Below are 21,632 nucleotides of genomic sequence, written 5' to 3' on the forward strand. Positions count from 1 at the left end.
GTTCGGGTGATCCACGCGGGGACCTTTCGTACGCTCGGAGAGTACGAAAGGTCCCCGCGTGCCGAACGGCGGCGACGGGAAGTGAACCTTAAATCCGTTAGGGCGACATCTGTGGCCCTCGACCGGGCGACGCGGGAATGATGTTGTGATGAACTCGCTGCCGGCGACCGTGGCCTCCGCACTCGCCGAGCCCGACAGCGGGAACACCGACTGGCCGCAGCGCTGGCAGGCGCTCACCGCGGTCTCCGTCGAGCTGCAGTCGTTGCTGGTCACCGACCCCGGCCCGGACCTGGTCGCGTTGATCGAGCAGATCGTCACCCAGCTGGCCGACGGGGTGGCGGGCAGCCGAAGACACCGGGTCGAGCTGGCCGAGCTCGCGCACCGCGTCCTGGGCACCCACGCGCGTGCGTGCGCCGAGACCCGCCCGGACCCGGTGCGCCTCGCGGACTGGCTGCTCGACCTGCAGCTGCGCCACCCCGAGGCTCCCGACGTGAGCCTCGCCGCCTACGCCGACGCCCTCGACGACGAGGGGCTCGCGCACTACCGGGAGCGCGCGGTGGCGTTGTTCGCGCCGCTGCCGGTGATCGGGTTCGGGGAGACCGGCCGCTACGACCGCGCCCGCTGGGCGTTGCTGCGGGTCATGGAGGAGCTCGCCGAGTACACCGAGGACGTGGACCTGCAGCTGCTGGTGCTGGGCAAGGACCTGTCCTCGGGCTGGCACTACCTGCAGGTCGCGACCGTGCTGCGGGACAACGGCCGCTCCGAGGAGGCGCTGGAGTGGGTCGAGCGCGGCCTGCGGGCCGTGGGCGGGCGCGGGGCGGCGCCGCGGCTGATCGACCTGGCGGTGGAGGAGCACCTGCGCCGGGGTGCGCCGCAGCGGGCGGTGGCGGTGTGCCGGGACGCGTTCTTCGCGCGGCCCAACCTCGACCTCTACCTCAAGGTCCGTGCGCTGGTCGTGCACACCGACGAGTGGCCGCCGCTGCGCGCGGAGCTGATCGAGCACCTGGTGCGCGACGGCAGCCGGCTCGCGGTCGAGGTGTACCGCCGCATCGTCGAGGTCGAGCTGGCCCGGCGCGGCATCGAGGAGCAGGACCTCGTCGTGGAGTGGCTGGAGCAGCTGCGCGGGCTGCAGCCCGACGCGTTCGCGGACTACCTGGACCACATCAAGTCGCGGCACGTGGCGGACCGTCAGCTGCTGGACGAGCTGTCCCGGCGAGGACTTTGACAGTTTCCGTTTCGGATAGTCCGTACTCGTACTATCCTACTTCGCATGACCGAGGCCGGAGGGGGTCCGGTCCGCCCACGGCCGAGCGCGCTCCAGCTGGGCGGACACCGACAACAGCGTGCACTCGTCGTGCCGGCGGCCGACGAGCTGCACCGCGAGCGGCAGGCCGGTGGACGTGCGACCGGCGGGCACGGCCGCGGCGGGGTTGCCCACCACGTTCCACAGCTGCAGGAACGACGTGTAGTGCGAGGCCGCCAGCAGCGCCGAGACGACGTTGCGGCCGTCCCACTCGCCCACGCGGATCGGCGGGCGGGTCAGCGCCGGGGTGAGCAGCACGTCGACCGAGGTGAAGATCCGGTTCGTGTACGTCGTCAGCGCGTCGTCGTCCTTCGTCGCCCACCGCACCAGCCCGCGCGGCAGGCGGCGGCCCAGCTCCGCGACCGCCCGCGTGCGCGGCTCGACCAGGTCCGGCAGCTGCAGGCCGTGGCGCGCCAGATGGGCGTTGTGCAGGTACCGCACGGCGAACTGGGTCGAGGCGACGACGTCGCGCATCGGCGGGTCGAGGCGCACGACGTCGTGGCCGAGGTCGGTGAGCAGCGCGGCGGTGTCCTGCACGGCGTCGCGGACCTCGTCGGCGACGCCGATGCCCGGTCCCCACGGCCGCAGCGACACCCCGATCCGCAGCCGCCCGGGGTCGGTGGTCGCGGCCTCGGTGAAGCTGGTGCGCGGCGGGTGGGCGACGTGCGGGTCGCCGGGCACCGCGCCGTGGATCTGGTCGGCGACCAGCGCCCAGTCCAGCACCGTGCGGGTGATCGGCCCGGCCACGACCAGGCCGCCCCACACCTCGCGTTCGGGGGCGAGGGAGACGCGGCCGCGCTGGGGCTTGAGCCCGAACAGGCCCGTCACCGCGGACGGGATGCGGATCGAGCCCGCGCCGTCGGTGCCGATCGCCGCCGCCGCGAGCCCGGCCGCGACCGCCGCGGCGGAACCACCGCTGGAGCCGCCGGGGGAGTGGGTCAGCGACCACGGGTTGCGCGTCGGCCCCGCCCAGCCGCTCTCGGTGTAGGGCCACAGGCCCAGCTCGGGCATGCGCGTGCGGCCGATGATCACCGCCCCGGCGGCGCGCAGGCGCCGCACGATCGCGGAGTCGGCCGGTTCGGGCGTGCGGGCGGCGTTGGTGCCCTTCGTCGTGGGCAGGCCCTCGACCGCGATGTCCTCCTTGACCGCGATCGGCACGCCCAGCAGCGGCAGGTCCTCCCCGCGCGCCCGGCGCTCGTCGGCCTGCTCGGCCTGCGCCAGGGCCTGCTCGGCGAACACCAGGCGGAACGCGTTGAGCTGCGGGTCGAGGCGCTCGATGCGGTCCAGGTGCCCGGCGACGAGCTCGCGGGCGCTCACCTCACCGGACCGCACGGCCTGGGCCTGCCTGGCGACCCCGCCGAAACACAGCTCCGTCAGCTCCATGAACCGACCCTAAGCGCCGACCGGTGATCTACGGAATGGGAGTAGCACGCATGAGAGTCCTCGCGATGACCGCCGCCGTCCTCGTCGCCCTGAGCACGCTGGTGGCACCCGCACAGGCCGCGACCATCAGCCGGGCGGACCTGATCGCCCGTGCCAGGACGTGGCTGACCGCGAACAAGGGCGGGCCCGTGCCGTACAGCCAGAGCAGCTACTGGGGCACCGAGGGCTACCGGCAGGACTGCTCCGGCTACGTGTCGATGGCCGCGAAGCTCGGCGCGCCCGGCCAGCGCACCGTCGAGCTCTACGACACCTACTCGACCTCGATCGCGGCGAAGGACATGCAGTGGGGCGACATCGTCGTCGACCCGAACGGCACCGGCACCACCCGCCACGTCGTGATCTTCGAGAAGTGGGCCGACCCCTACAAGAGCGGGTACTGGGCCTACGAGCAGCGCGACGTCTACGGCACCACCCACCGCGTGCTGACCTACGGCCTGAGCGGCACCGACGGGTACTACCCGCGCAAGCTCAAGAACGTCACCGGCTGAGACCTCCCGTGACGGCCGGTGGGCCCCAGGTTGAACGCGGCGTTGAACTCCACCACTGTCCGATGTAATGACCCCGGTCACATCATCGAGTCATGTCCACTCTCTCGCGCTGGCTCACAGCGACTTCCTCTGTTCTGACCGTGGCGGCGGTGACACTGGGCAGGCGCCGCCTGACGTTGCACCACGACACCGAGGTCGCGACACCGCGAACAGAGCGCACACCGCTGCAGGACATCCGCGACCGGCTCCTGGCGCCGGAGGCCGACGTGCGGCTGGGCGGGCTGCGGGACTGGGTCGAGTACGGCGAACGGTCCGTGCACCACCGGCAGCCCGCCCTGGACGTGCTGTGCGAGGCGCTGCGGGAGCTGCCGTGGCCCGGCACGGAGGTCGACCAGCGGTGGCGGATGGTCCTGCAGGCCAGCCTCACCGCGCACCTGCGGCCGGGCCCGGGGTTCTGGCTGGGCGGCGAGCTGGACCTGCGCGGCACGACGCTGGTGGACTTCGACCTGTCGCACTGCCGGCTGGGCGGCGCCCGGTTCGGCCGCACCCGGTTCCTGGGCGACACGCGGTTCGACCAGACGACGTTCCTCGGCGAGTTCGACGCCCGCGGCGCGTTCTTCGGCCGGCACGTGCTGTTCACGCAGTCGGTGTTCGCCCGCGGCCTGGGCCTGCGCGGCGTCACGGTGTCCGGCAACGGCGAGCTCGCGGGCATCCACGTGGCCGGTCCGGTGACGTTGCGCGGCACCCGGTTCTCCGGCCGGGCGGACTTCACGTGCGCCCGGTTCGGCTCGGACGTGGACTGCTCGGGTGTGCGTTTCGGCGGCCGCGCGCTGTTCCGGCGTGCCTGGTTCGCCGGTGCCGTGACGTTCGCCGGCACGTGGTTCCGCGGCCGGGAGGACTTCGTGGACGCCGCGTTCGGCGGCGAGTCGTCGTTCGAGAACACCCGGTTCGGGCACCGCGTTCACGCCGACTGACGGCTGCGGTGGTTGGCCACCGCCACGCGGTTCGCGCATTTCGTCGAGCAGAAGCGGCGGCGGCCGTTGCGGCTGGTGTCGACGAACACCGTGCCGCAGCCCTCGCGGTCGCACCGGCCGATGCGCTGGGCGTCCTCGCAGAACAACGCCGCCATGCCCGCGGCCGTGTACGCCTTGACCCGTACGTCGGTGGGGGCGTCCTCGCGCGCGTAGTGCAGGTGCGGCGCGCGTCCGTCGTGGGTGGAGATGTAGTGCGTGGTGGACGACTCGGCCAGCAGCTCGTTGAGCAGCTCCACGGTGGGGGCCGCGAACGCCTCGCGAAGGCGCTCGACCCAGTCTCGTACGTCACGTTCCTGGCGGGCGTCCAGCGACCCGAGCGGCTTGTAGCCGGACGCTTTCAGCACGTCGATCAGGGGTGTGGCGGGGTCGGCGTTGACCAGCTTCGCGGCGAGCTCCGCGGCCGCACCGCCGTAAGGGTTGAAATGCACTAGACCATGACACCAGGCTGGGGTGCATGATCGCCACCTGCCCCGCCTGCCGCTGGCCCTGCTCGTCCGCCGTCTCCTGCCACGGCCCGGTGTCCTACGTGCGCTGCGTCTGCGGCCTGTTCCTGGTCGTGGAACGCGGGGTGGTCGCCGCGACCGCCGGGACCAGCACGTTCGCCCCGGTTCACCACACCCGTGGTGATCTTGCTAGTGTCCCGGATCGTGAGCCGTCGTGATCTTCTGTGCGACACCGCGATCCAGATCCTCGCGGTGGAAGGCGGCCGGGGACTGACCCACCGCGCGATCGACCGCGAGGCCGGTGTCCCCATCGGCACGACCAAGAACTACTTCCCGACCCGCGAGTCGATCCTCGAGGCCTGCGCGGCCCGCATGACCGCCCTGCACCGCGCCGCCGTGGACCGCCTGCGCGAGACCACGCCGGCCGACATCTCCGCCTCCGACGTGGCCGAGCTGTACCCGGCGCTGCTGCGCCGCGCGGTGGCCGACGACCCGACCCAGATGCTCGCGATGGTGGAGCTGTACCTGGAGGCGGTGCGCCGGCCGGGCGTGCGGGAGGCGCTGTCGGGCATGGTGCTGGCCAACGCCGAGGCGGGGGCGGCGCTGCAGCAGGCGGCCGGGCTGCCCTCCACCGTGCGCGACACGGGACTGCTCGACGCCTACTTCCTGGGCGTGGCGATCTCGTTGCTGGCGCTGCCGGTGGACACGCTCGAGACCGTGGGCCTGGACGACCCGTACGCGCTGGGCATCGGCGTGTTCTCCGCGACCGTGCCTAACGCCGGCCGGTCACCAGAACAGCGATCAGCAGAATCAGGCTGATCACCGCCGGCACCACGCACGCCACCGCGAGCATGGCCAGGCCGAACTGGTCACCACCGCCGGGTGTGCGCGCGACGGTGAGCATCGCCCACGTCGCCACCCCGCCACCGGCGAGCGTGACGCCGCCCAGCACCGCCGCCGCGCGTGCCTTGTGGGCCTTGCGCACCGGCACGCGGGCCGCCGCCGGGCAGTACCTGGCCAGCGCGGCCACGATCGCCCTGCCGTTCTCGGTCAGGCCGGTGAAGTGCAGCAGCGCGCCGTCGGAGAACCGGATGGTGCAGCCCAGGTCGGAGCCGGTGTAGGAGGAGACCCCGCGCTCGGTGACGTCGACGGCCGCGACCTGGTCCCACGTCCACTCCCGGCGCACGCCGCCGAAGTGGTGCGCGAGACCGTCCTGGTAGAGCTCGATCAGCTCCGGCCTGCCGCTCCCGCGCAGCAGCACCACCGCGGCCGGCCCGGCGATCAGCAGCGGGAAGACGGCGAACACGAGGGTGTACTGGGCACCGCGGAGGTCGATCACGAACATCGCGGCCAGCAGCACGGCGCTCGCGAGGGCGACGACGAGCAGGACGCGGCCCAGGACGCGTCTTCGGCCGGTGTCGACGGAGTGGGTGCTGAGCAGGGGACCCATTCGATCAACCTACCTGCCGGGGTGCCCGGACAACGCCGCGATCAGTGCCTCGTAGGTCTGCCCGGTGTCGTGCCCGGCGGTGTCGATCACGGTCGTGTCCGGGGTGAGGTAGGCGACGAGCCGGTCGTGGATCCGCCGGATCGCCGCGGCGCCGCCGAGTGCCTCGACCGCGGGGTCGAGGTGGTGCCCGCGCCGCCGGAACCGGCCGATCGTGGTCTCGGGCGGGGCGAGCAGCACGAACTCGGCGTAGTCCGCGCCGGCCTCGGCGGCGGCCGCGGCGAAGCGGGCCCGCTGGCCGCGGTCGGTGACCAGCTGGGGCATGACCACGTCGTGACCGGACGACAGGTGGGTGCGCGCCATGGCCAGGGCGAGCGGCCGGACGAGCCCGACGGTGCCGGGGAAGTCGTCCTGCCAGCCGCCGACGAGCCGGACGATCTCGTCGGCGTCGAGGTCGAGGGTTCCGGGGTGCTCGGCGGCGTAGCGGGCGGCGATGGTGGACTTGCCGACCCCGGTGGGGCCGTTGAGGTGGATCAGCCTGGGCACCGGCCCGATTCTGCGGCACCGGCGGGATGTGTTCACCACGCCCGCGGTGTGCCTGCGACCCCGATGCGCCGGTCGACCTCGCCGCGGGTCTAGCGGCCGACGCGGACCAGCTCGTCGATCGCCGTCGCGACCAGCGCGACCGCGACGTCGGGGAACTGCCCGCAGCTCGCGGGCCGCGCCGGCACCGTCCGCTCGGCCAGCGTCACCCGCCACTCGCGGCCGTCCGCGTGCCGCACGGTCGCCGAGTCCGCGGTCTCCCCGACCACGGTCAGCACGTCGCGGGTCTCGCCGAGCCGGGCGCGCACCGCGACCTCGGCGACCTGGCCGTGCGGGGTGAAGCAGGACCGGCCGCGGCACCGGTCGGCCGTGATGCCGCCGGTGACCACGCGTTCGGCCAGCTCGTGGTCGAGCCGCCCGTACAGGTGGCCGGTGGGCAGCAGGATGCCGGTGGGCGCGAAGCGGTGGCCGCCGGTGTGGGTGCACTCCCAGAGGTTGAGCGCGGTGGCGATCGGCCGGCCGTACAGGGCGCAGCAGACGTCGCGTTTGCTGTTGGTGCACACGAGCAGCAGCGGCGTGGTCACGGGCGTGCCGAACGCGGTGGAGCGGCCCTCGCCCAGGGCGGCGAAGTCGAGTTCGAGGGCTTCCTCGGGTGCGGCGAGGTCGGCCTGCTCCAGCCAGGAGGCGCCGGGGGTCGTGGAGGCCAGGTAGACGCGGCGGCTGGCGCCGATGTGGGTGTCGGCGTGCTTGCCGGGGCGGCGGATGAGCAGGATGCGCACGCCGGTGCCGGCCGCGCGGCGGGTGAGCTCGGCGCCGAGCTCGGGGTCGAGGTGGCTTTGCACGACGGCGTCGCGGCCCCAGGGTCCCGGCTGTTCCAGGCACAGCCAGGCCGTGGCGGTCGCGGCGGTGCCGGCCAGCGGTTCGCCGGCGGCACCGGAGAGCGTCGAGCACCTCATCTGCACACTCTATACGGCCGTTCGGGTGAGGACTAAGGGCATCCTTACTTCACCGTGTGGGTGACATGGCATCTGGCTTCACCGCAACGGCCGTGCCGAAACGGGGTCACTGCTGGGCTTCCAGCTGGGCGATCCGCTGCCGCAGAGCGGCCCGCAGGCGGGCGCGGTAGCCGATGAACAGCTTGTTCGCCAGGTACGGCGCCCAGTTGCCCTGCGCGGCGATGTTGTAGACGCGGTGTACGAGCAGCGCGCCCTCGGGGTGGGGGTGCAGCGAGTCCTCGCCGCGGTACCACCAGTCGCCCCAGTAGGCGATCACGCCCCGGTCGCGGTCGACGAGCCGGTGCGACCCGGACTCGCCGGCGTCGGCGAACAGCCGCGCCCGCACGTCCTCCAGCGGTGCGTGCACGACGCCGGAGACCTCGAACAGCAGTCTCATCGGTGTTTGCCCTCCCAGTCGGCGTACCCGCCGACGGTGCCGTCGCGGGTGGAGGTGGCGAACCACGTGAGCCAGGCGCGTTCGGCGCGCAGCATGGCCATGCGGTAGTCGAGCTCGATCCACGCGAGCTGGGGCAGGCCCATGCCGGCGAGCTTCTCCAGCAGCACGGCCAGCGCGGTGAGCTGCTCGCCGAGCGCGTCGAGCCGCTGGTCGACCACCGTCAGCGCCTCGTCCGGGGACAGCAGGCCGACCAGGGAGATGCCGGCCTCGAACCGCGAGTACTCCTTGGCGGGCACGGAGATCAGCTCGCGCAGCCAGCTGTGCAGCTCGTCGGTGCCGGTGTCGGTGATCGCGTAGACGGTGCGCGTGGGGCGGTTGCCTGCCTTCTGCGTGGCGTTCGCGGTGATCAGCTCGTGGCGGCGCAGCGATTCGACGACGGTGTAGAGGGAGCCGTAGTTGAGCTTGATGACCTGCTCCTGGTGGCGTGCCCGCATGGTCTGCGCCATCTCGTAGGGGTGCATGGGCCGCTCCGCGAGCAGGGCCAGCACGGCCAGTGCCAGGGGGTTGGTCCGCTTGAAGGTCATATCCGCTCCCGTATATCCGGTGCCGAGTATACGGGTTAGGGTGGCGGGTATGACAACGGTGATCACCGGGGGAAGCCGGGGTATCGGTGCCGCGACCGCGCGCAGGCTGGTGCGGGACGGGCATCGGGTCGTGATCAGCTACCGCCAGGCCGTGGACGAGGCGCGCGCACTCCAGAAGGAGCTCGGGGTTGTGGCCGTGCAGGCCGACACGGCCAACGAGGACGACGTCGCGCGGTTGTTCGACGAGGCGGGCGACGACATCACCGGCGTGGTCAACAACGCCGGCATCACCTCCCCGTCCGGGCCGCTGGCGCAGCTGCGCACGGAGGACCTGCGGCGGGTGGTGGACGTGAACGTGATCGGCGCGTTCTTCGTGGCCCGTGAGGCGGCCCGCCGGATGACCCGCGGGGCGATCGTGAACGTGTCGTCGGGCGCGGCGACGCTGGGCAGCCCCGGCGAGTACGTGCACTACGCCGCCACGAAGGCCGCGGTGGACGCGTTGACGATCGGGCTGGGCAAGGAGCTGGCGCCGCGCGGGATCCGGGTCAACGGCGTGCAGCCGGGCACCATCCGCACCGAGATCCACCAGCTGTCGGGCCAGCCCGACCGCCCGGACCGGGTCGCGGGACGGGTGCCGATGGGCCGGCCCGGTGAGGCCGAGGAGATCGCGAACGCCATCGCGTGGCTGCTGTCGGACGAGGCCTCCTACGCCACGGGCGCGATCCTGCGCGTCACCGGCGGCACGTGAGCCACGGACTTTCGCCTCTGCGGGCGCCGTGCGGCGGGCCCTAAGCTTCTCCGTCATGCCCGCGCCCACGCTCACGGACTTCGTGCTCGCCAACACGACCCTCACGCCGGTGCCGCTGGTGCCCGAGGTGGTCCTGCACAGCGCGGCCGAGGCGATGGACCTGTGGGAGCTCACCGACCACGACCAGCCGCCGTTCTGGGCGTTCCCGTGGGCGGGCGGCCAGGCGCTGGCCCGGCACCTGCTCGACCACCCCGGCCTGGTGCGCGACCGGAAGGTCTTCGACCTCGCCTCGGGCTCGGGCCTGGTGGCGATCGCCGCGGCACTGGCCGGAGCGGACGCGGTGACCGCGAACGACATCGACCCGCTGGCGCTGGCCGCGGTGGAACTCAACGCCGCGGCCAACGGCGTCGCGGTCCGCACCGTGCCCGGAGACCAGCTCGACACCGACGCCCACGGCGCCGACGTGGTGCTGGCCGGAGACGTCTTCTACGACGCGGAGATCACCGCGCTGGTGCTGCCGTTCCTGACCAGGGCCGCCGCGCGGGGCGCGCTCGTGCTGGTGGGCGACCCGGACCGCGCGCACCTGCCGCGCGACCGGTTCACCGCTCAGGCCCGCTACGAGGTACCGGTGCCGCTGACGCTGGAGAGCACCGAGACCCGCAGCGCGACGGTCTGGCGCGTCTAGCCGACCGAGATGGCGTCGAGCTTGGCCCGCAGGTACTCGGCGCCGCCGACCTCGGGGTAGCGGCCGTCGAGCGACACGATCCGCGCGTCGGCGTCGGTGTTGTAGAAGAAGATCAGCGACACGAGGTCCTCGTCGGGGGCCGAGGCGTCCGGCGGCAGCACGCGGTGCGGCGTGGACCGCCAGCGGTCCGACACCCAGCGGGCCATGAGGTCACCGATGTTGACCGTGAACGCGCCGGGGTCGAACGGCGCGTCCTGCCACACCCCGGCGGCACTGCGGACCTGCAACCCGCCGACGCCGTGCTGGCGGTCCAGGATCGTGACCGTGCCGAAGTCGGTGTGCTCGCCGATGCGGAACTGGCCGGGACCGGCCGCCCCGACCTGCCGCAACGGCGGGTAGTGGTTGACGTTGAGGGTGTACGACGGCGTGCGCGTGTACCGGGTGAACAGGTCCTCCGGCGCGCCGAGCGCGACGGCGAAGATCGTCAGCAGCTCGTCGGCCAGCGCCCGCATCCGCCGCACGTACTGCGTCACGGCCGGTTCGAGCTCCGGCACCTCGGCGGGGAAGACGTTGGGGCGGAAGAAGAACGGGTCACCGCCCGCCGGGTCGTCCGAGCCGAACGCCAGCGTCTCCTTCAGGTCCGGTGGCGCCATGCCGCCGTCGGCGCGCCCGGTGGCCTGCACGTCGGGTGGCATCCAGCCGCGGCCGCCGGTGCGCACGGCGTAGGGCTGTTTGTCCTCCGTGGACAGCGCGAAGAACCGCCTTGTCAGCTCACGGGTGCGGTGGCGCAGCTCGTCCGGGACGCCGTGCCCGGTGATCAGCAGGAACCCCGACTCCCGCAACGCCGCGTCGACCCGCGCCGCGACCTCGGCACGCCGCGTGCCGTCGAACCACCCGGTCAAGTCCACCAGCGGAACGCTCATGGGTGCCGTCCTACCGCCGGCCGGTCGCGGGCGCCAGTGAACGGGCCGAGCCGTTCCACCGGACGCTGCCCGGTGGGACGGCGGCACTGCGAGCTCGCTACCGCGCCACCGTCAGCCGACCCGTTCCACCACGAACGCGGTCAGGAACCCCGCGGTGGTGCACAGCCCGGTGTACAGCCGCGCCCGCTCGTAGGCCTCGGGGATCATGGTGTCCGCGATCATCGCCAGGATCGCGCCCGCCGCCACCGCCGTGATCACCGCGATGACCTGCGGCGAGGCGCCGTCGAGCAGCAGGTTGCCCAGAGCGGCGGCGATCCCGCTCGCCACGGCGATCGCGCCCCACACCCCGAACACGTAGCGCGCGGTGCGACCGGCCTGCTTCATGCCCGCGACGCTGGACAGTCCTTCCGGGACGTTCGAGATGACCACCGCGGCCAGCATCGTCACGCCGATCCCGCCACCGCCGAGCAGTGAGACGCCGAGCACCACCGACTCGGGCACGCCGTCGAGCAGCGCGCCGACCGCGATCGCGGTGCCGCTGCCCGCCTGCTCGGCCTCCGTGGGCTGGTCACTGCTGCGCTTGCGCTGCCGGGCGCCGTGCCGGGCGAGCAGCACGTTCGCCAGCACGTAGACCACCGCGCCGCCGAGGAACCCGGTGGAGGTGGCGAGCAGGCCGCCGTTGCGCTCCGCCTCGTCCATCAGCTCGAACGCCGCCGCCGCGGTCAGCACGCCCGCGCCGAACGCCATCACGACCGCGACGACGTCGCGCGGCACGCGCAGAAACCAGGCGACGAGCGCGCCCGCCACGAGCGCGCCGCCGCCTGCCAGACCCCACAAACCCGCTTCGATCCACTGTGGCATTTACCGGGGATGTCCTACATCTTCGCGAAGTACACCTTGAGATCACCGGCGAGCAGCTCGGGGGAGTCGTGCCCGGAGTAGTGGCCGCCGGTGTCGAACTCCGACCAGTGAACCAGGTTCTGGTGATCACGCTCGGCGAAGCGCCGGATGGTCTGGAAGTCGTTCGGGAAGATCGCCACCCCGATCGGCACCGTCGTCGGCTCGGTGGGGGTGTCCTCGCGGTGCGCGTCCTCGTAGTACAGCCGCGCCGAGGACCCCGCCGTGCCGGTGAACCAGTAGATCGACACGTTGGCCAGCAGGAAGTCCCTGGTGACGGCGGGTTCGCCCATCAGCTGCATCACCCAGGCGAGCTGGCCGACGGGGGAGTCGGCGAGCGCGAACGCGACGTTCTGCGGCCGCGCCTGCTGCAGCTTCGCGTAGCCGGACATGGTCTCCCAGAAGTTCTGCAGCACCCCGAGCCGCCGGAAGTCGTCCTCGGTCAGCCCCTCCATCTCCGCCGGGTCGCCCGAGGGGAACGAGAAGATCTGCGTGACGTGCACGCCCACCGCGTGCTCCGGGTCGACCCGGCCGATCTCGGGCGCGATGATCGCCCCGGCGTCGTTGCCGTGCACCCCGTACCGCTCGTAGCCCAGCCGCGCCATCAGTTCCGCGAACGCCTTCGCGATGCGCCCGGAGTGCCAGCCCGTGTCGGTCGTCGGCCCGGAGAACCCGAAACCGGGGATCGACGGGATCACCAGGTGGAACTCGTCGCGCAGGTGCTCGATGACGTCCACGAACTCCATGACCGAGCCCGGCCAGCCGTGGATGAGCATCAGCGGCAACGCGTCCGGGTTGGTGCTGCGCACGTGCAGGAAGTGCACGTTGGCGCCGTCGATCTCGGTGACGAACTGCGGGAAGGAGTTGAGCCTGCGCTCCACCGCCCGCCAGTCGAACTCCTCGGCCCAGTACCGGGCCATCTCCCGCACCGTCGCGACGTCGTCGCCGTAGCGCGCGCCGGCTCCCGGCACCTGGTCGGTCCACCGCGTCCGCGCCAAACGGAGCAGCAGCTCGTCGACGTCGGCTTCGTCGATTGCGATGTGGAATTCCCTGATCTCCGTCATGACACCAAGGCTATGACCCATTGCGGCCACCTCCTGTCCTAAAGTTCCGTCCATGTTGGAAACGTCGGCACGCCTGCTGCGCCTGCTCGCCCTCCTGCAGTCCCGCCGCGACTGGCAGGGCTCGGAACTCGCCGACGAGCTGCAGATCAGCCAGCGCACCGTCCGCCGCGACATCGACCGCCTGCGCGAGCTCGGCTACCCGGTCAACGCCACCACCGGCAGCTTCGGCGGCTACCGCCTCGGCGCCGGCGCCGAACTGCCCCCGCTGCTGCTCGACGACAACGAGGCCGTCGCCGTCGCGGTCTCCCTGCGCACCACCCCGGTCACGGGTCTGGAGGACGTCTCCCTGCGCGCACTGCTCAAGCTCGAACAGGTCCTGCCCTCACGCCTGCGCCACCGCGTCTCCGCCCTGCAGACCGTCGAGTCCGTCCCGCGCGACACCCCGGCCCCCGCGGTCGACGCCGAGCTGCTCTCCACCCTGGCCGCCGCCTGCCGCGACAGCGAGACCATCCGGTTCGACTACCACGCCCACGACGGCACCCCGTCGCGCCGCCGCGTACAGCCGCACCGCCTGGTCAACTGGGGCCGCCGCTGGTACCTCGTCGCCTGGGACGACGACAGGCAAGACTGGCGCAGTTTCCGCGTCGACCGCATCACCCAGCCCGTACCACCGCACGGTCCCCGCTTCACCCCACGCGAGTTCGACGCCACCACCTACGTCGCATCCCGGGTGACCTCCGCCGCCTGGCGCTTCCAGGCCCGCGTCCTCGTCCACGCCCCGGCCGAAGCCGTCGCCGCCCGCGTCAACGCCGCCATCGGCACCGTCGAAGCCGTCGACCCGGCCACGTGCGTGCTCGTCACCGGCTCCGACTCCGTGGAGTCGCTCGCGGTGTGGATCGGCCTGCTCGGCTTCGACTTCGAGGTCACCTCACCACCGGAGCTGGTGGCACACGTTCGCACTCTTGCGGCCCGCTACGCCCGCGCCGTACAAGACTGAACATGGCCATCACCGGACGGGACATCGAGCGCCTGCTCTACACCGACACCCCGGACCCGATCCTGGTGGTGCACAACGGTTCGACCGAGATCGTGGCCGCCGCCGAGCTCGGCGGCTACACCGGCGCCGTCGTGGTCTGCTCCCGCACGGAGATCCTGCGCAGGGTGGGGGAGCGCGACCTCAGCGAACAGGACCTCGGCGCTCTGGCCAGCTCTCTGGAGGCTGCCATTCGAGACCCAGCTCAGCCGCCGCCACCGTGGCCCGCCTGACCAGATCCTGCCTGCCTTCGAACACCTCGTACGGCACCATGGCCAGGAACTCGCGCAGGCCTGGGTAGTCGCGGTCGTCCGGGAACCGGAAACCCTGTTCGTGCAGCCGCAGCCAGCCGTCCAACGTCACAGAGGTGTAAGGCATGTCGTAGCTGCCAGACGTCATGAGGATTGCGTGATCATCTCCTCCTCGGCCGAGCCGGGCACACGTCTCCTCAGCCAGCACCAGCGGCGGAGGATCGGACTCCACCAACCGCACGAGGGCCGGTACGCACTCCGCGATCGGCGTGGCCATCAGCTTGATCAGGGCAGCCATCACCGGGACGGTGTACATCGCAGCCATCGGCGTGAGGACATCCCACAACGTCAAACCGACATCGTCGAGAGTCACGTACGGCTCTGACATCAGCCGCCGCTCGTCGTGTGCGTCGCGGTCGACCTGCTGCGTGCGGTCGCTCAGCTCCACGAAGAAGTGACGCTCCTCGTCGCGGTTGACCAAGAACCAGGTCACGATGCTGTCCCACTCACTCGACGGCAGCCGTGATTTCCAGAACAGCGCGGCCCGCCGCCAGTCGTCCAGGTCCATTCGCAGGTCCTGTGCGAAGACGAAGTGACGGAGCACCAGCGTGAGAACCACCAGGTTCACCGCGTACCTGGCGTCGCGCACCGAGTCCGCCGACGGCACCGGGCGGTAGTCGCCGCGGGACAGCCTCCCGTCGTCGCGCCGCTCCAGCAGCCGCACCACGAGGTCGAACAGGCCGTCCCGATCGGACCTCCCTGCGAACTCCCTCAAGAAGTCCAGCACCGGTTTGCTGGTCGTCAGCGCCATGAACGACAGCACCGAGTACAGCTCCGTGTCATCCACAGTGGACTTGCGACGCGACCGGGCCGCGTCCTCCCGACTCAGTTCGAGGAACGTCTTCCACACGAACCGCGCCACCAGGTACTCGCCGAAGGTGGCGTGCAGGAACTCGTAGGTGGCGAGCTTCGTGTCGTCACCGCGGACCGCCTCGGACTTCTGCACGAAGAAGAACCGGCCCAGTGCGAGATCTCCCGACGACAGGGGAGTGCGCATCCCGACCGCCCGGTCCGGCGTGCCGACGTCGAGCAACGCCGCCAGGTCCTCGGTCACCTGCTGCCCGGTCACCCACTGCACCCCGCGGTTGAACATCGCGAGCGCCACCACCGACAACCGGTCCAGCTCGAACTCGACGTCCTCGTCGACACCGTCCTCCGTGCGCTCGACCGCCGACTTGGTGACCTCGCGCCGTGCGAACCGCTCCAGCAGCCGCTCGTACAGCTGCCCCCGGCTGATCGACGCGTGATCACGCTGCAAAGCGCCGTCGACAGCGTCGTACAACGCCAGCATCAGCAACAACAGCGGCTGCTGGGCCAGCTCCCGGTACTCCAGCGCGACCTCGGCCGGCAGCGGGGAGTCCGACGCGTTCCACACCGCCAGCCACTGCCGGACCTGATCGTCGGAGAACGACAGCAACCGCACGACGTGCGACTGCTGCGGCAACGCCAGCCCCGCACATACGCTCAACCGGCTCGTCACCACGAACGCCGCCGGCCGGTTCTTGGCCAGCAGCTCCTCCTGGAACCGCTCGATCGTCGTCAGGTAGCGCGTCTGGCTCACCCCGGTCGCCTGCATCAGCTCGTCGAGCCCGTCGAGGATCACCACCGGCACCGAGCCGCCGGTGTCGCGGGAGAACTCGCCCCAGCCGAGCGGTTCGTCCAGCAGCCTCCGCAGACCGTGCTCGATCTGCTCCCGCAGGTCCGCCTCGGCCGGCACGCCACGCAGTTCCACCCGCACCACCGGCACACCCGACGCGGACAACCGCGCCGCCAGCATCTCGGTGAGCACCGACTTGCCCGAACCCGGATCACCCAGCACCAGCAACGGCGTCCGCCACGACTCCACCGAGGTCAGATACCCCGCCAGGTAGGCGTAGAGGGCCTGCCGCTCGGGCCTGCTCTCCCAGAACTCCGCCGTCGACGGCACCGTCTCCCGCCCGGTCACCGCCATGAGCTGGAACCGCGGATCGACGTACGCCTCGCCGAGCGCGGGTGTCCGCAGCTCGCCGGACTGGATCAGCGGCCGCGCCAACGCCGAGGCGTACAACCCCACCAGCTCGGCCTGCCGCCGGTCAGGGGTCTGGTCCGCGGTGGTCTCGCGCAGCACGTCCTCCAACCGCGCCAACGCCGCCCGCGTCGCCCGGTGATCCTCGACCGAGCACCAGAACGCCACCTCGGGGAAGTCCACCGCGAGCCTGCGAAACAGCTCCTGGTACCGGTCCACCGCACGGGCCGGCAGCTGGTCCAGCGTGGCCTGAACGCGGCCGGCCTCGGTCTCGTTGAGCCGGTCCCACGCGGCCAGCGCCATCGCCGTCGCCAGCACGTCTTCAGTGAGACTCATGTAGTAGTCGTGGATCGTGCTGAGGTTCGACTCGTAGGACAGGCCGGCTGAGGGCAGCGGCAGGTCCTGCTCGAACGGGTTGTACTGCACGACGTGCTCGTCGTCCTCGGCCGTGAACGAGAACGGCAGCTCCAGCTCGCGGAACGCCTCGAAGAACGCTGTGATCACGATGACCGCGTGTGCGGCGTGCAGGCGTTGGGTGCGGCTGTAGCGGTCGAGCCCGCGACGCTTCTCCGACACCTTGTTCGCGAGATCGGAGAGCAGCCTGGTGAAGTCCGGCTTCGCGTCGAACAGGTCCAGGACCTGGCCCAGCCCCAGCGAGCCCGCCAGCAGCGCACCGCCCAGCAGCTTGTCCAGCGCGGCCACGGTCGGGTGGTCCTTGCCGCCGAGGATCTGCACGGCCTCGCGGTAGCTGTACGTCCTTCGCACCCGAAGCTTCTTACACGACCAGGCGCGCGCTCAGCCCGAGAACAACACCAACAGCCCAATCGCGATCAACACGACCGGCAGCGCGATGTGGCCCCACTTGGCCAGAGCGCGGGCCACCACCTGACGTGACGCCAGGAACCAGCCCGCCAGGCACCACACGCCCACCAGCACCAGGAACACCGCCACGTACACCCACAACGAGTCCGCGACGGTGAAGACCGGCACGTAGACGCCGATGTTGTCGCCGCCGTTCGCGAGCGTCACGCCCGCCACCGCCAGCACGCCGGGCGCGGCGTCCGGCTCGTCGTCGTCGCTGTCGCCGCGCCACAGCGACCAAGCCGCTTTGAGACCGAGAGCCAGGGGGATGAGCCCCAGCCACGGCCGGAACTGCGCGGGCAGCAGCGCCGCGCCGAGCGCGCCCAGCACCGCGACGACCAGGATGCCGCCGAAGCCCAGGTACTGGCCCGCGATCACCTGCCACACCGAACGGGCGCGCGCGAAGAAGAGCGCGAGAAGCACGAGGTCGTCGACGTTGGTCACCGCGAACATGCCGGCTGCCTGGCCGATCACCCCAAGATCCACCGCCGCATTCTCCACGACATGAACCGGATAACGCATCCAGATCTGTGGTAGCGTCAAAACCGGATCGACTATCCGAATCAGGGGAGTGTCATGACACGCAAGGCAGTCGTCACCGCGGGAACCGGCGGCATCGGGCTGGAGACGGCACTCGGACTCGCGAAAGCCGGCTTCGCCGTCACGGTCGTCGGACGCAACGCCGAACGAGGCGCCCGCGCCGTCGACAGGATCAACGCCGGGGGAGGAGAACCCGCACGCTTCCTCCAGTCCGACCTCGCCTCACTCGACGAGGTCCGCCGGCTCGCCGAACACCTCGCCGCGGAAGGCGAGCTCGCCGTCCTGGTCAACAACGTCGGCGCCATGTTCGCCGACCGAACCGAACTCGACGGCGTCGAAGCGACGTTCGTCGTCAACCACCTCTCGCCCTACCTGCTCACCGAACTCCTGCTCCCCGCACTCAAGGCAGGAGCACCCAGCCGCATCGTCAACGTCACCACCGGCGCCGTCGTCCTCGCCAAGAAGGTCTTCGACCAGGTCGAACCACCCGGCGGCTACTACGGCTTCCACTGGTACGGACGAGCCAAGCTCGCCCACCTCGCCCACACCCTCGACCTCGCCGAACGCCTGAAGGACAGCGGCGTGTCCGTCTACGCCGCCGACCCCGGAGGCGCCGCCACCGACATGACCGACGGCAGGACCCGCAAACTGAAGGTCGTCTCACCCGCACTGCGCCTGTTCTGGCCACTGGTCCGCCGCAAGCTCGAACGGTCCACCTCCGGACCCGCCGCCCTCGCGGCACGGTCGTCCATCACCGCCGCCACCGCACCACTGCCCACCGGCCTGCTGATCGGACCACAAGCCACCCCCGTGACGCCCATCAAAGCCGCACGCGACCCACGCGTCATCGCCGCCGTGCGCAGGCTCACCGACCAGCACGCCCCCATCCACCACGTTCCGGATGGGGTATCCAATTAAGCTGGAAGAATGACCCCGCAGCGCAAGGACGCCGCCCGCAACTGGGACCGGATCGTCACCGTCGCCAGAGAACTAGTGGACGAAGGCACCCCACTACAACTCAACGACGTCGCACGCCGCGCTGGCCTCGGTGTCGGCACCGTCTACCGCCACTTCCCGACCACCGAAGCACTCCTCGAAACCGTCGCCACACCCTGCCTCGAGAACCTCGCCACCCACGGCCGCCAAGCCCTCGAAGACGACAACCCCTGGCACGCCTTCTCCGACTACCTCACCCGGCTCGTCGAAGCCCAGGTCAGCGACCCCTCACTCGCCAAAGTCGCCGCCACCGCCCACGACACCCTGCCCCGCACCACCGAGCTCAAACAACAGATCATCGCCACCGGCACCCAACTGCTCACCCGCGCCCGCACCGCCGGAGCGGTCCACGCCGACCTCGCCGACGGCGACCTCGTCCCACTCATGTGCGGCATCGCCTACGCCACCTACGTCCACAGCGACACCCCCGCCGACCGGCTCCCCACCGCCCGCCGCTACCTCGACACCCTGCTCAGAGGCCTGAGCACCTGATCACCGGGGGGGCACCCCTCACGGCCCGACCCCGGTCGCACCATCGATCTGCTCCCGCAGGACGTCCGCATGCCCCGCATGCCGGGCCGTCTCACCCAACACGTGCACCAGCACGTTGAACAACATCACCTCAGGACGCGGCCACCACGGCACAAAACCGGGGGAGTCCACCGCCAACGCCTCGATCGTCGCGTCGGAATGCACCCACGCCCGCCGATACCGCTCCACGATGTCCTCACGAGACTCGTCCTCGGCGGCGTAGAAGTCCTTCCCGCGCGCGGCGAGGTCGTCCCACCGGGGGAGCGGCCCGGGGAACGGCCGGTCGAACACCTCACCGAAATAACGCGACTCCGTCAACGTCAGATGCTTCACCAGACCCAACAGGTTCGTGCCGCTCGCGGTGAGCGGCCGCCGGACGTCCTCATCGGACAGGCCGTCCAGCTTCCACAACATCACCTCACGCAGCTCACGCAGATCGCTGTGCAGATATCCCTTGGCGAACTCGTCGATCATGAGACTCCAGCCGCTATCGCCACGGTGACGAAACCCCGCACCGCCTACCCTCACGATCATGGCGGACTGGGCACTGCGGCCGGCGTCGACCTCCGACGTCGAGACGATCGCCGAACTGCGCGCGGCCGTGCTGCGGCCGGACCTCGAACGACTCGGCCGGTACGACGCACAACGCGTGCGGCAACGGCTGCGCGACGGGTTCGACGCGGCCCACACGTGGGTGATCGAGGTCGGCGGGGTGTTCGCCGGCTGCGTGGCGCTGCGGCCGGCCGAGGACGCCCACTGGCTGGAGCACTTTTATCTGGACCGGCGAGTCCAGGGCAACGGTGTCGGCTCGGGCGTGCTGCGCGAACTGCTGGAGCGGTGCGACCGCGAGGGTGTCGTCGTCCGCCTGAACGTCCTGCAGGGCAGTTCGGCCCAACGGCTGTACGAGCGTCACGAGTTCATCGTCGAGGCCGAGGATCCGGTGGACGTGTACCTGGTGCGCAGCCCGCGGGGAGGCCCGGATTCGCCTTACTTGACATAATGTAGATTATCGGCGAAACGATGACCTGCGAAGATCGTCCTCAGAAGGGGTCGAAACGGCTGCTGTTGAGCGTCTGCAAGCACCACCCGCGGGCAGGCCGGCCGCCCTTGCAGACGCCACAACACCCTCAACACCGGCGATGTCGGAGCGCGGTCGACACCGACGACTTCGTCAGTGAGACGTACGCAGGGGCGCGCCATTACGCTCACGATCCCCGACAAGTGACGCCACCCGGCGCAGCGCCTGACGAACTTCGGGCGAAACGGACATTTCATGCATAATCGCCATTATCCAGCACGGCGCACGGGATTGTCGGTGCTGTGCGGTACAAGATCCATATGCACGTGCTCGCCGCTCAGGACGCCTTCTTCCTCGCCCGCCGGACGCGCAAGGACTCGCCGCACACGACAGCGGCCTACCAGCGCGATCTCGCCGGGGTGAACACACTCCTGGCCGAGACGCTCCACTCCCCTGTCGAGGACCTCACCACCGCCCACCTCACCGGCGCCAACCTCCGGCAGGCCTTCGGGCTCTTCGCCGACACCCACGCCAAGAGCTCCGTGCTGCGGGCCTGGTCGACGTGGAACCAGTTCCTGACGTTCTGCGTGGCCGAGGACCTCATCGCGGGCAACCCGATGGGCGCCGTCGCCCGTCCCAAGACCCCTCCGCTCGTGCCCAAGCCGCTGCGGGGTGAGGACACGCCCGAGCAGCTGCTGACGGCCGCCGCGGAGGGTGCGCGGAAGGGGCGTGACCCGTGGCCGGAGCGGGACGTGCTGGTGATCGCGCTGGGGCTGGTGGCGGGGCTGCGCAGTGCCGAGATGCGGACTCTGACGCTGGCGAGCATCGTCGGGCGGGAGGGTGATCGCCGGTTGCACGTGAAGGGCAAGGGCAACCGGGACAGGAGTGTGCCGATCGAGCCGCCGATGGAGCGGATCGTGGAGGCGTACCTGCAGAGTTGCCGGCGGCGTTTTCCGCAGGGCCGGTTCGACCGGGACAGCGCGTTGCTGCGGGATCGTCATGGTGAGCCGATCGGCCGGGGTGGGCTGGAGTACCTGGTGAAGTCGTGTTTCCGGTGGGCGGGGTTGAACGACCGGGTGCCGACGGGGGCGAATCTGCACGCGTTGCGGCACACGTTCGCGACGAGGCTGGCCGAGGACGGTGCGTCGGCGAGCGAGATCATGGCGTTGCTGGGGCATGCGAGTTTGGCGACGAGTCAGAACTACATCGAGGCGACGGCGCGGGAGCGGCGGGCGGCGGTGGCGAGCAATCGAACGTATCGGGCGCTGAGGGACATCTAGCGGCGCTCGACCGCGGCACGGCACTCTCGGCGCAGGCATCGGAAGCCGGGGGTCGCTCAGTTG

26 protein-coding genes are annotated in these 21,632 nt (G+C 71.0%); 13 read left to right on the top strand and 13 right to left on the bottom strand.

From position 1 onward, the window contains the following. Window positions 1–148: 148 nt before the first annotated feature. A complete protein-coding gene (locus tag ACWEIJ_RS23770; protein ID WP_449839400.1) occupies window positions 149–1,225 on the top strand; it encodes a hypothetical protein in 1,077 nt (358 codons plus the stop codon). 36 nt (window positions 1,226–1,261) lie between these two features. Here ACWEIJ_RS23770 and ACWEIJ_RS23775 read toward each other — a convergent pair whose 3' ends face one another. Further along, window positions 1,262–2,686 carry an amidase gene (locus tag ACWEIJ_RS23775; RefSeq protein WP_449839401.1) on the bottom strand — a complete coding sequence of 475 codons (1,425 nt, stop codon included), beginning with the start codon at window positions 2,684–2,686 and terminating at the stop codon, window positions 1,262–1,264. Window positions 2,687–2,736: 50 nt separating this feature from the next. Between ACWEIJ_RS23775 and ACWEIJ_RS23780 the strand changes: the two genes are divergently transcribed. Together ACWEIJ_RS23780 and ACWEIJ_RS23785 are read left to right on the top strand one after the other, a co-directional pair. After that, window positions 2,737–3,234, top strand: a complete 498-nt coding sequence (locus ACWEIJ_RS23780; RefSeq protein ID WP_449839402.1) for a hypothetical protein — start codon at window positions 2,737–2,739, stop codon at window positions 3,232–3,234. A 92-nt stretch (window positions 3,235–3,326) separates the two neighbouring features. Then, window positions 3,327–4,208, top strand: coding sequence for a pentapeptide repeat-containing protein (locus ACWEIJ_RS23785; RefSeq protein ID WP_449839403.1), 882 nt, complete (start codon window positions 3,327–3,329; stop codon window positions 4,206–4,208). Here ACWEIJ_RS23785 and ACWEIJ_RS23790 read toward each other — a convergent pair. Continuing rightward, on the bottom strand, window positions 4,196–4,696 hold the full coding sequence (locus ACWEIJ_RS23790; RefSeq protein WP_449839404.1) for a CGNR zinc finger domain-containing protein: 501 nt from the start codon (window positions 4,694–4,696) through the stop codon (window positions 4,196–4,198). The two genes, ACWEIJ_RS23785 and ACWEIJ_RS23790, sit on opposite strands and share 13 nt — an antisense overlap. Window positions 4,697–4,722: 26 nt before the next feature. Here ACWEIJ_RS23790 and ACWEIJ_RS23795 point away from each other — a divergent pair, with 26 nt between their 5' ends. Beyond that, window positions 4,723–4,929 (top strand): hypothetical protein, encoded by a 207-nt coding sequence (locus tag ACWEIJ_RS23795; protein ID WP_449839405.1) that lies wholly within the window; start codon window positions 4,723–4,725, stop codon window positions 4,927–4,929. After that, the gene (locus tag ACWEIJ_RS23800) at window positions 4,916–5,530 is read left to right on the top strand and encodes a TetR/AcrR family transcriptional regulator (RefSeq protein WP_449839406.1); all 615 of its coding nucleotides are present in this window, start codon (window positions 4,916–4,918) and stop codon (window positions 5,528–5,530) included. The genes ACWEIJ_RS23795 and ACWEIJ_RS23800 overlap by 14 nt, the downstream gene beginning before the upstream one ends. Here the strand turns inward: ACWEIJ_RS23800 and ACWEIJ_RS23805 are convergent. From ACWEIJ_RS23805 to ACWEIJ_RS23825, 5 genes are all read right to left on the bottom strand, one after another. After that, a complete protein-coding gene (locus ACWEIJ_RS23805) occupies window positions 5,484–6,161 on the bottom strand; it encodes a hypothetical protein (RefSeq protein ID WP_449839407.1) in 678 nt (225 codons plus the stop codon). The two genes, ACWEIJ_RS23800 and ACWEIJ_RS23805, sit on opposite strands and share 47 nt — an antisense overlap. A gap of 9 nt (window positions 6,162–6,170) precedes the next feature. Continuing rightward, on the bottom strand, window positions 6,171–6,704 hold the full coding sequence (locus ACWEIJ_RS23810; RefSeq protein ID WP_449839408.1) for an AAA family ATPase: 534 nt from the start codon (window positions 6,702–6,704) through the stop codon (window positions 6,171–6,173). A gap of 89 nt (window positions 6,705–6,793) precedes the next feature. Then, entirely contained in the window at window positions 6,794–7,657 is an 864-nt protein-coding gene (locus ACWEIJ_RS23815) for a sucrase ferredoxin (protein WP_449839409.1), read from the bottom strand. Window positions 7,658–7,763: 106 nt separating this feature from the next. Then, window positions 7,764–8,093 carry a hypothetical protein gene (locus ACWEIJ_RS23820; protein WP_449839410.1) on the bottom strand — a complete coding sequence of 110 codons (330 nt, stop codon included), beginning with the start codon at window positions 8,091–8,093 and terminating at the stop codon, window positions 7,764–7,766. Then, window positions 8,090–8,677: a PadR family transcriptional regulator gene (locus tag ACWEIJ_RS23825; protein ID WP_449839411.1), complete on the bottom strand. Its 588-nt coding sequence runs from the start codon at window positions 8,675–8,677 to the stop codon at window positions 8,090–8,092. The genes ACWEIJ_RS23820 and ACWEIJ_RS23825 overlap by 4 nt, the downstream gene beginning before the upstream one ends. A 49-nt stretch (window positions 8,678–8,726) precedes the next feature. Between ACWEIJ_RS23825 and ACWEIJ_RS23830 the strand changes: the two genes are divergently transcribed. Together ACWEIJ_RS23830 and ACWEIJ_RS23835 are read left to right on the top strand one after the other, a co-directional pair. Further along, on the top strand, window positions 8,727–9,425 hold the full coding sequence (locus ACWEIJ_RS23830) for an SDR family oxidoreductase (RefSeq protein ID WP_449839412.1): 699 nt from the start codon (window positions 8,727–8,729) through the stop codon (window positions 9,423–9,425). Between the two features lie 55 nt (window positions 9,426–9,480). Continuing rightward, window positions 9,481–10,110: a class I SAM-dependent methyltransferase gene (locus tag ACWEIJ_RS23835; RefSeq protein ID WP_449839413.1), complete on the top strand. Its 630-nt coding sequence runs from the start codon at window positions 9,481–9,483 to the stop codon at window positions 10,108–10,110. Here ACWEIJ_RS23835 and ACWEIJ_RS23840 read toward each other — a convergent pair. From ACWEIJ_RS23840 to ACWEIJ_RS23850, 3 genes are all read right to left on the bottom strand, one after another. After that, the gene (locus ACWEIJ_RS23840; RefSeq protein WP_449839414.1) at window positions 10,107–11,033 is read right to left on the bottom strand and encodes an isopenicillin N synthase family dioxygenase; all 927 of its coding nucleotides are present in this window, start codon (window positions 11,031–11,033) and stop codon (window positions 10,107–10,109) included. The genes ACWEIJ_RS23835 and ACWEIJ_RS23840 overlap by 4 nt on opposite strands. Before the next feature lie 111 nt (window positions 11,034–11,144). Beyond that, window positions 11,145–11,894: a ZIP family metal transporter gene (locus ACWEIJ_RS23845; RefSeq protein ID WP_449839415.1), complete on the bottom strand. Its 750-nt coding sequence runs from the start codon at window positions 11,892–11,894 to the stop codon at window positions 11,145–11,147. A 14-nt stretch (window positions 11,895–11,908) separates the two neighbouring features. Next, the gene (locus ACWEIJ_RS23850; RefSeq protein ID WP_449839416.1) at window positions 11,909–12,994 is read right to left on the bottom strand and encodes an epoxide hydrolase family protein; all 1,086 of its coding nucleotides are present in this window, start codon (window positions 12,992–12,994) and stop codon (window positions 11,909–11,911) included. 52 nt (window positions 12,995–13,046) lie between these two features. On the opposite strand from ACWEIJ_RS23850, the gene ACWEIJ_RS23855 reads away from it, so the two are divergent. Together ACWEIJ_RS23855 and ACWEIJ_RS23860 are read left to right on the top strand one after the other, a co-directional pair. Next, complete coding sequence (locus ACWEIJ_RS23855; protein WP_449839417.1) at window positions 13,047–13,991, top strand: helix-turn-helix transcriptional regulator; 945 nt, start codon at window positions 13,047–13,049, stop codon at window positions 13,989–13,991. A 2-nt stretch (window positions 13,992–13,993) separates the two neighbouring features. Continuing rightward, window positions 13,994–14,260, top strand: coding sequence for a hypothetical protein (locus ACWEIJ_RS23860; RefSeq protein ID WP_449839418.1), 267 nt, complete (start codon window positions 13,994–13,996; stop codon window positions 14,258–14,260). On the opposite strand, the gene ACWEIJ_RS23865 is transcribed toward ACWEIJ_RS23860, so the two are convergent. Both ACWEIJ_RS23865 and ACWEIJ_RS23870 read right to left on the bottom strand, forming a co-directional pair. Continuing rightward, a complete protein-coding gene (locus ACWEIJ_RS23865) occupies window positions 14,172–17,108 on the bottom strand; it encodes an NACHT domain-containing protein (protein ID WP_449839419.1) in 2,937 nt (978 codons plus the stop codon). The two genes, ACWEIJ_RS23860 and ACWEIJ_RS23865, sit on opposite strands and share 89 nt — an antisense overlap. 30 nt (window positions 17,109–17,138) lie before the next feature. Continuing rightward, window positions 17,139–17,690 (bottom strand): cadmium resistance transporter, encoded by a 552-nt coding sequence (locus tag ACWEIJ_RS23870; RefSeq protein ID WP_449839420.1) that lies wholly within the window; start codon window positions 17,688–17,690, stop codon window positions 17,139–17,141. A gap of 90 nt (window positions 17,691–17,780) precedes the next feature. Here ACWEIJ_RS23870 and ACWEIJ_RS23875 point away from each other — a divergent pair, with 90 nt between their 5' ends. Together ACWEIJ_RS23875 and ACWEIJ_RS23880 are read left to right on the top strand one after the other, a co-directional pair. After that, window positions 17,781–18,662 carry an SDR family NAD(P)-dependent oxidoreductase gene (locus ACWEIJ_RS23875; RefSeq protein ID WP_449839421.1) on the top strand — a complete coding sequence of 294 codons (882 nt, stop codon included), beginning with the start codon at window positions 17,781–17,783 and terminating at the stop codon, window positions 18,660–18,662. A 9-nt stretch (window positions 18,663–18,671) separates the two neighbouring features. Further along, window positions 18,672–19,232 (top strand): TetR/AcrR family transcriptional regulator, encoded by a 561-nt coding sequence (locus tag ACWEIJ_RS23880; protein WP_449839422.1) that lies wholly within the window; start codon window positions 18,672–18,674, stop codon window positions 19,230–19,232. Window positions 19,233–19,250: 18 nt separating this feature from the next. On the opposite strand, the gene ACWEIJ_RS23885 is transcribed toward ACWEIJ_RS23880, so the two are convergent. After that, the gene (locus ACWEIJ_RS23885; protein WP_449839423.1) at window positions 19,251–19,745 is read right to left on the bottom strand and encodes a DinB family protein; all 495 of its coding nucleotides are present in this window, start codon (window positions 19,743–19,745) and stop codon (window positions 19,251–19,253) included. Window positions 19,746–19,803: 58 nt separating this feature from the next. Between ACWEIJ_RS23885 and ACWEIJ_RS23890 the strand changes: the two genes are divergently transcribed. Together ACWEIJ_RS23890 and ACWEIJ_RS23895 are read left to right on the top strand one after the other, a co-directional pair. Next, window positions 19,804–20,271 carry a GNAT family N-acetyltransferase gene (locus ACWEIJ_RS23890; protein ID WP_449839424.1) on the top strand — a complete coding sequence of 156 codons (468 nt, stop codon included), beginning with the start codon at window positions 19,804–19,806 and terminating at the stop codon, window positions 20,269–20,271. 320 nt (window positions 20,272–20,591) lie between these two features. Beyond that, on the top strand, window positions 20,592–21,569 hold the full coding sequence (locus ACWEIJ_RS23895; RefSeq protein ID WP_449839425.1) for a tyrosine-type recombinase/integrase: 978 nt from the start codon (window positions 20,592–20,594) through the stop codon (window positions 21,567–21,569). Window positions 21,570–21,632: the final 63 nt, after the last annotated feature.

The sequence above is a fragment of the Lentzea sp. NPDC004789 genome, assembly GCF_053601075.1.

Excerpts from the sequence above, each read along its gene's own strand:
- ACWEIJ_RS23770 (WP_449839400.1), top strand. The coding sequence starts at position 149 with ATGAACTCGCTGCCGGCGACCGTGGCCTCCGCACTCGCCGAGCCCGAC.
- ACWEIJ_RS23775 (WP_449839401.1), bottom strand. The coding sequence starts at position 2,686 with ATGGAGCTGACGGAGCTGTGTTTCGGCGGGGTCGCCAGGCAGGCCCAG.
- ACWEIJ_RS23780 (WP_449839402.1), top strand. The coding sequence starts at position 2,737 with ATGAGAGTCCTCGCGATGACCGCCGCCGTCCTCGTCGCCCTGAGCACG.
- ACWEIJ_RS23785 (WP_449839403.1), top strand. The coding sequence starts at position 3,327 with ATGTCCACTCTCTCGCGCTGGCTCACAGCGACTTCCTCTGTTCTGACC.
- ACWEIJ_RS23795 (WP_449839405.1), top strand. The coding sequence starts at position 4,723 with ATGATCGCCACCTGCCCCGCCTGCCGCTGGCCCTGCTCGTCCGCCGTC.
- ACWEIJ_RS23805 (WP_449839407.1), bottom strand. The coding sequence starts at position 6,161 with ATGGGTCCCCTGCTCAGCACCCACTCCGTCGACACCGGCCGAAGACGC.
- ACWEIJ_RS23815 (WP_449839409.1), bottom strand. The coding sequence starts at position 7,657 with ATGAGGTGCTCGACGCTCTCCGGTGCCGCCGGCGAACCGCTGGCCGGC.
- ACWEIJ_RS23820 (WP_449839410.1), bottom strand. The coding sequence starts at position 8,093 with ATGAGACTGCTGTTCGAGGTCTCCGGCGTCGTGCACGCACCGCTGGAG.
- ACWEIJ_RS23825 (WP_449839411.1), bottom strand. The coding sequence starts at position 8,677 with ATGACCTTCAAGCGGACCAACCCCCTGGCACTGGCCGTGCTGGCCCTG.
- ACWEIJ_RS23830 (WP_449839412.1), top strand. The coding sequence starts at position 8,727 with ATGACAACGGTGATCACCGGGGGAAGCCGGGGTATCGGTGCCGCGACC.
- ACWEIJ_RS23835 (WP_449839413.1), top strand. The coding sequence starts at position 9,481 with ATGCCCGCGCCCACGCTCACGGACTTCGTGCTCGCCAACACGACCCTC.
- ACWEIJ_RS23840 (WP_449839414.1), bottom strand. The coding sequence starts at position 11,033 with ATGAGCGTTCCGCTGGTGGACTTGACCGGGTGGTTCGACGGCACGCGG.
- ACWEIJ_RS23845 (WP_449839415.1), bottom strand. The coding sequence starts at position 11,894 with ATGCCACAGTGGATCGAAGCGGGTTTGTGGGGTCTGGCAGGCGGCGGC.
- ACWEIJ_RS23850 (WP_449839416.1), bottom strand. The coding sequence starts at position 12,994 with ATGACGGAGATCAGGGAATTCCACATCGCAATCGACGAAGCCGACGTC.
- ACWEIJ_RS23855 (WP_449839417.1), top strand. The coding sequence starts at position 13,047 with ATGTTGGAAACGTCGGCACGCCTGCTGCGCCTGCTCGCCCTCCTGCAG.
- ACWEIJ_RS23860 (WP_449839418.1), top strand. The coding sequence starts at position 13,994 with ATGGCCATCACCGGACGGGACATCGAGCGCCTGCTCTACACCGACACC.
- ACWEIJ_RS23875 (WP_449839421.1), top strand. The coding sequence starts at position 17,781 with ATGACACGCAAGGCAGTCGTCACCGCGGGAACCGGCGGCATCGGGCTG.
- ACWEIJ_RS23880 (WP_449839422.1), top strand. The coding sequence starts at position 18,672 with ATGACCCCGCAGCGCAAGGACGCCGCCCGCAACTGGGACCGGATCGTC.
- ACWEIJ_RS23885 (WP_449839423.1), bottom strand. The coding sequence starts at position 19,745 with ATGATCGACGAGTTCGCCAAGGGATATCTGCACAGCGATCTGCGTGAG.
- ACWEIJ_RS23890 (WP_449839424.1), top strand. The coding sequence starts at position 19,804 with ATGGCGGACTGGGCACTGCGGCCGGCGTCGACCTCCGACGTCGAGACG.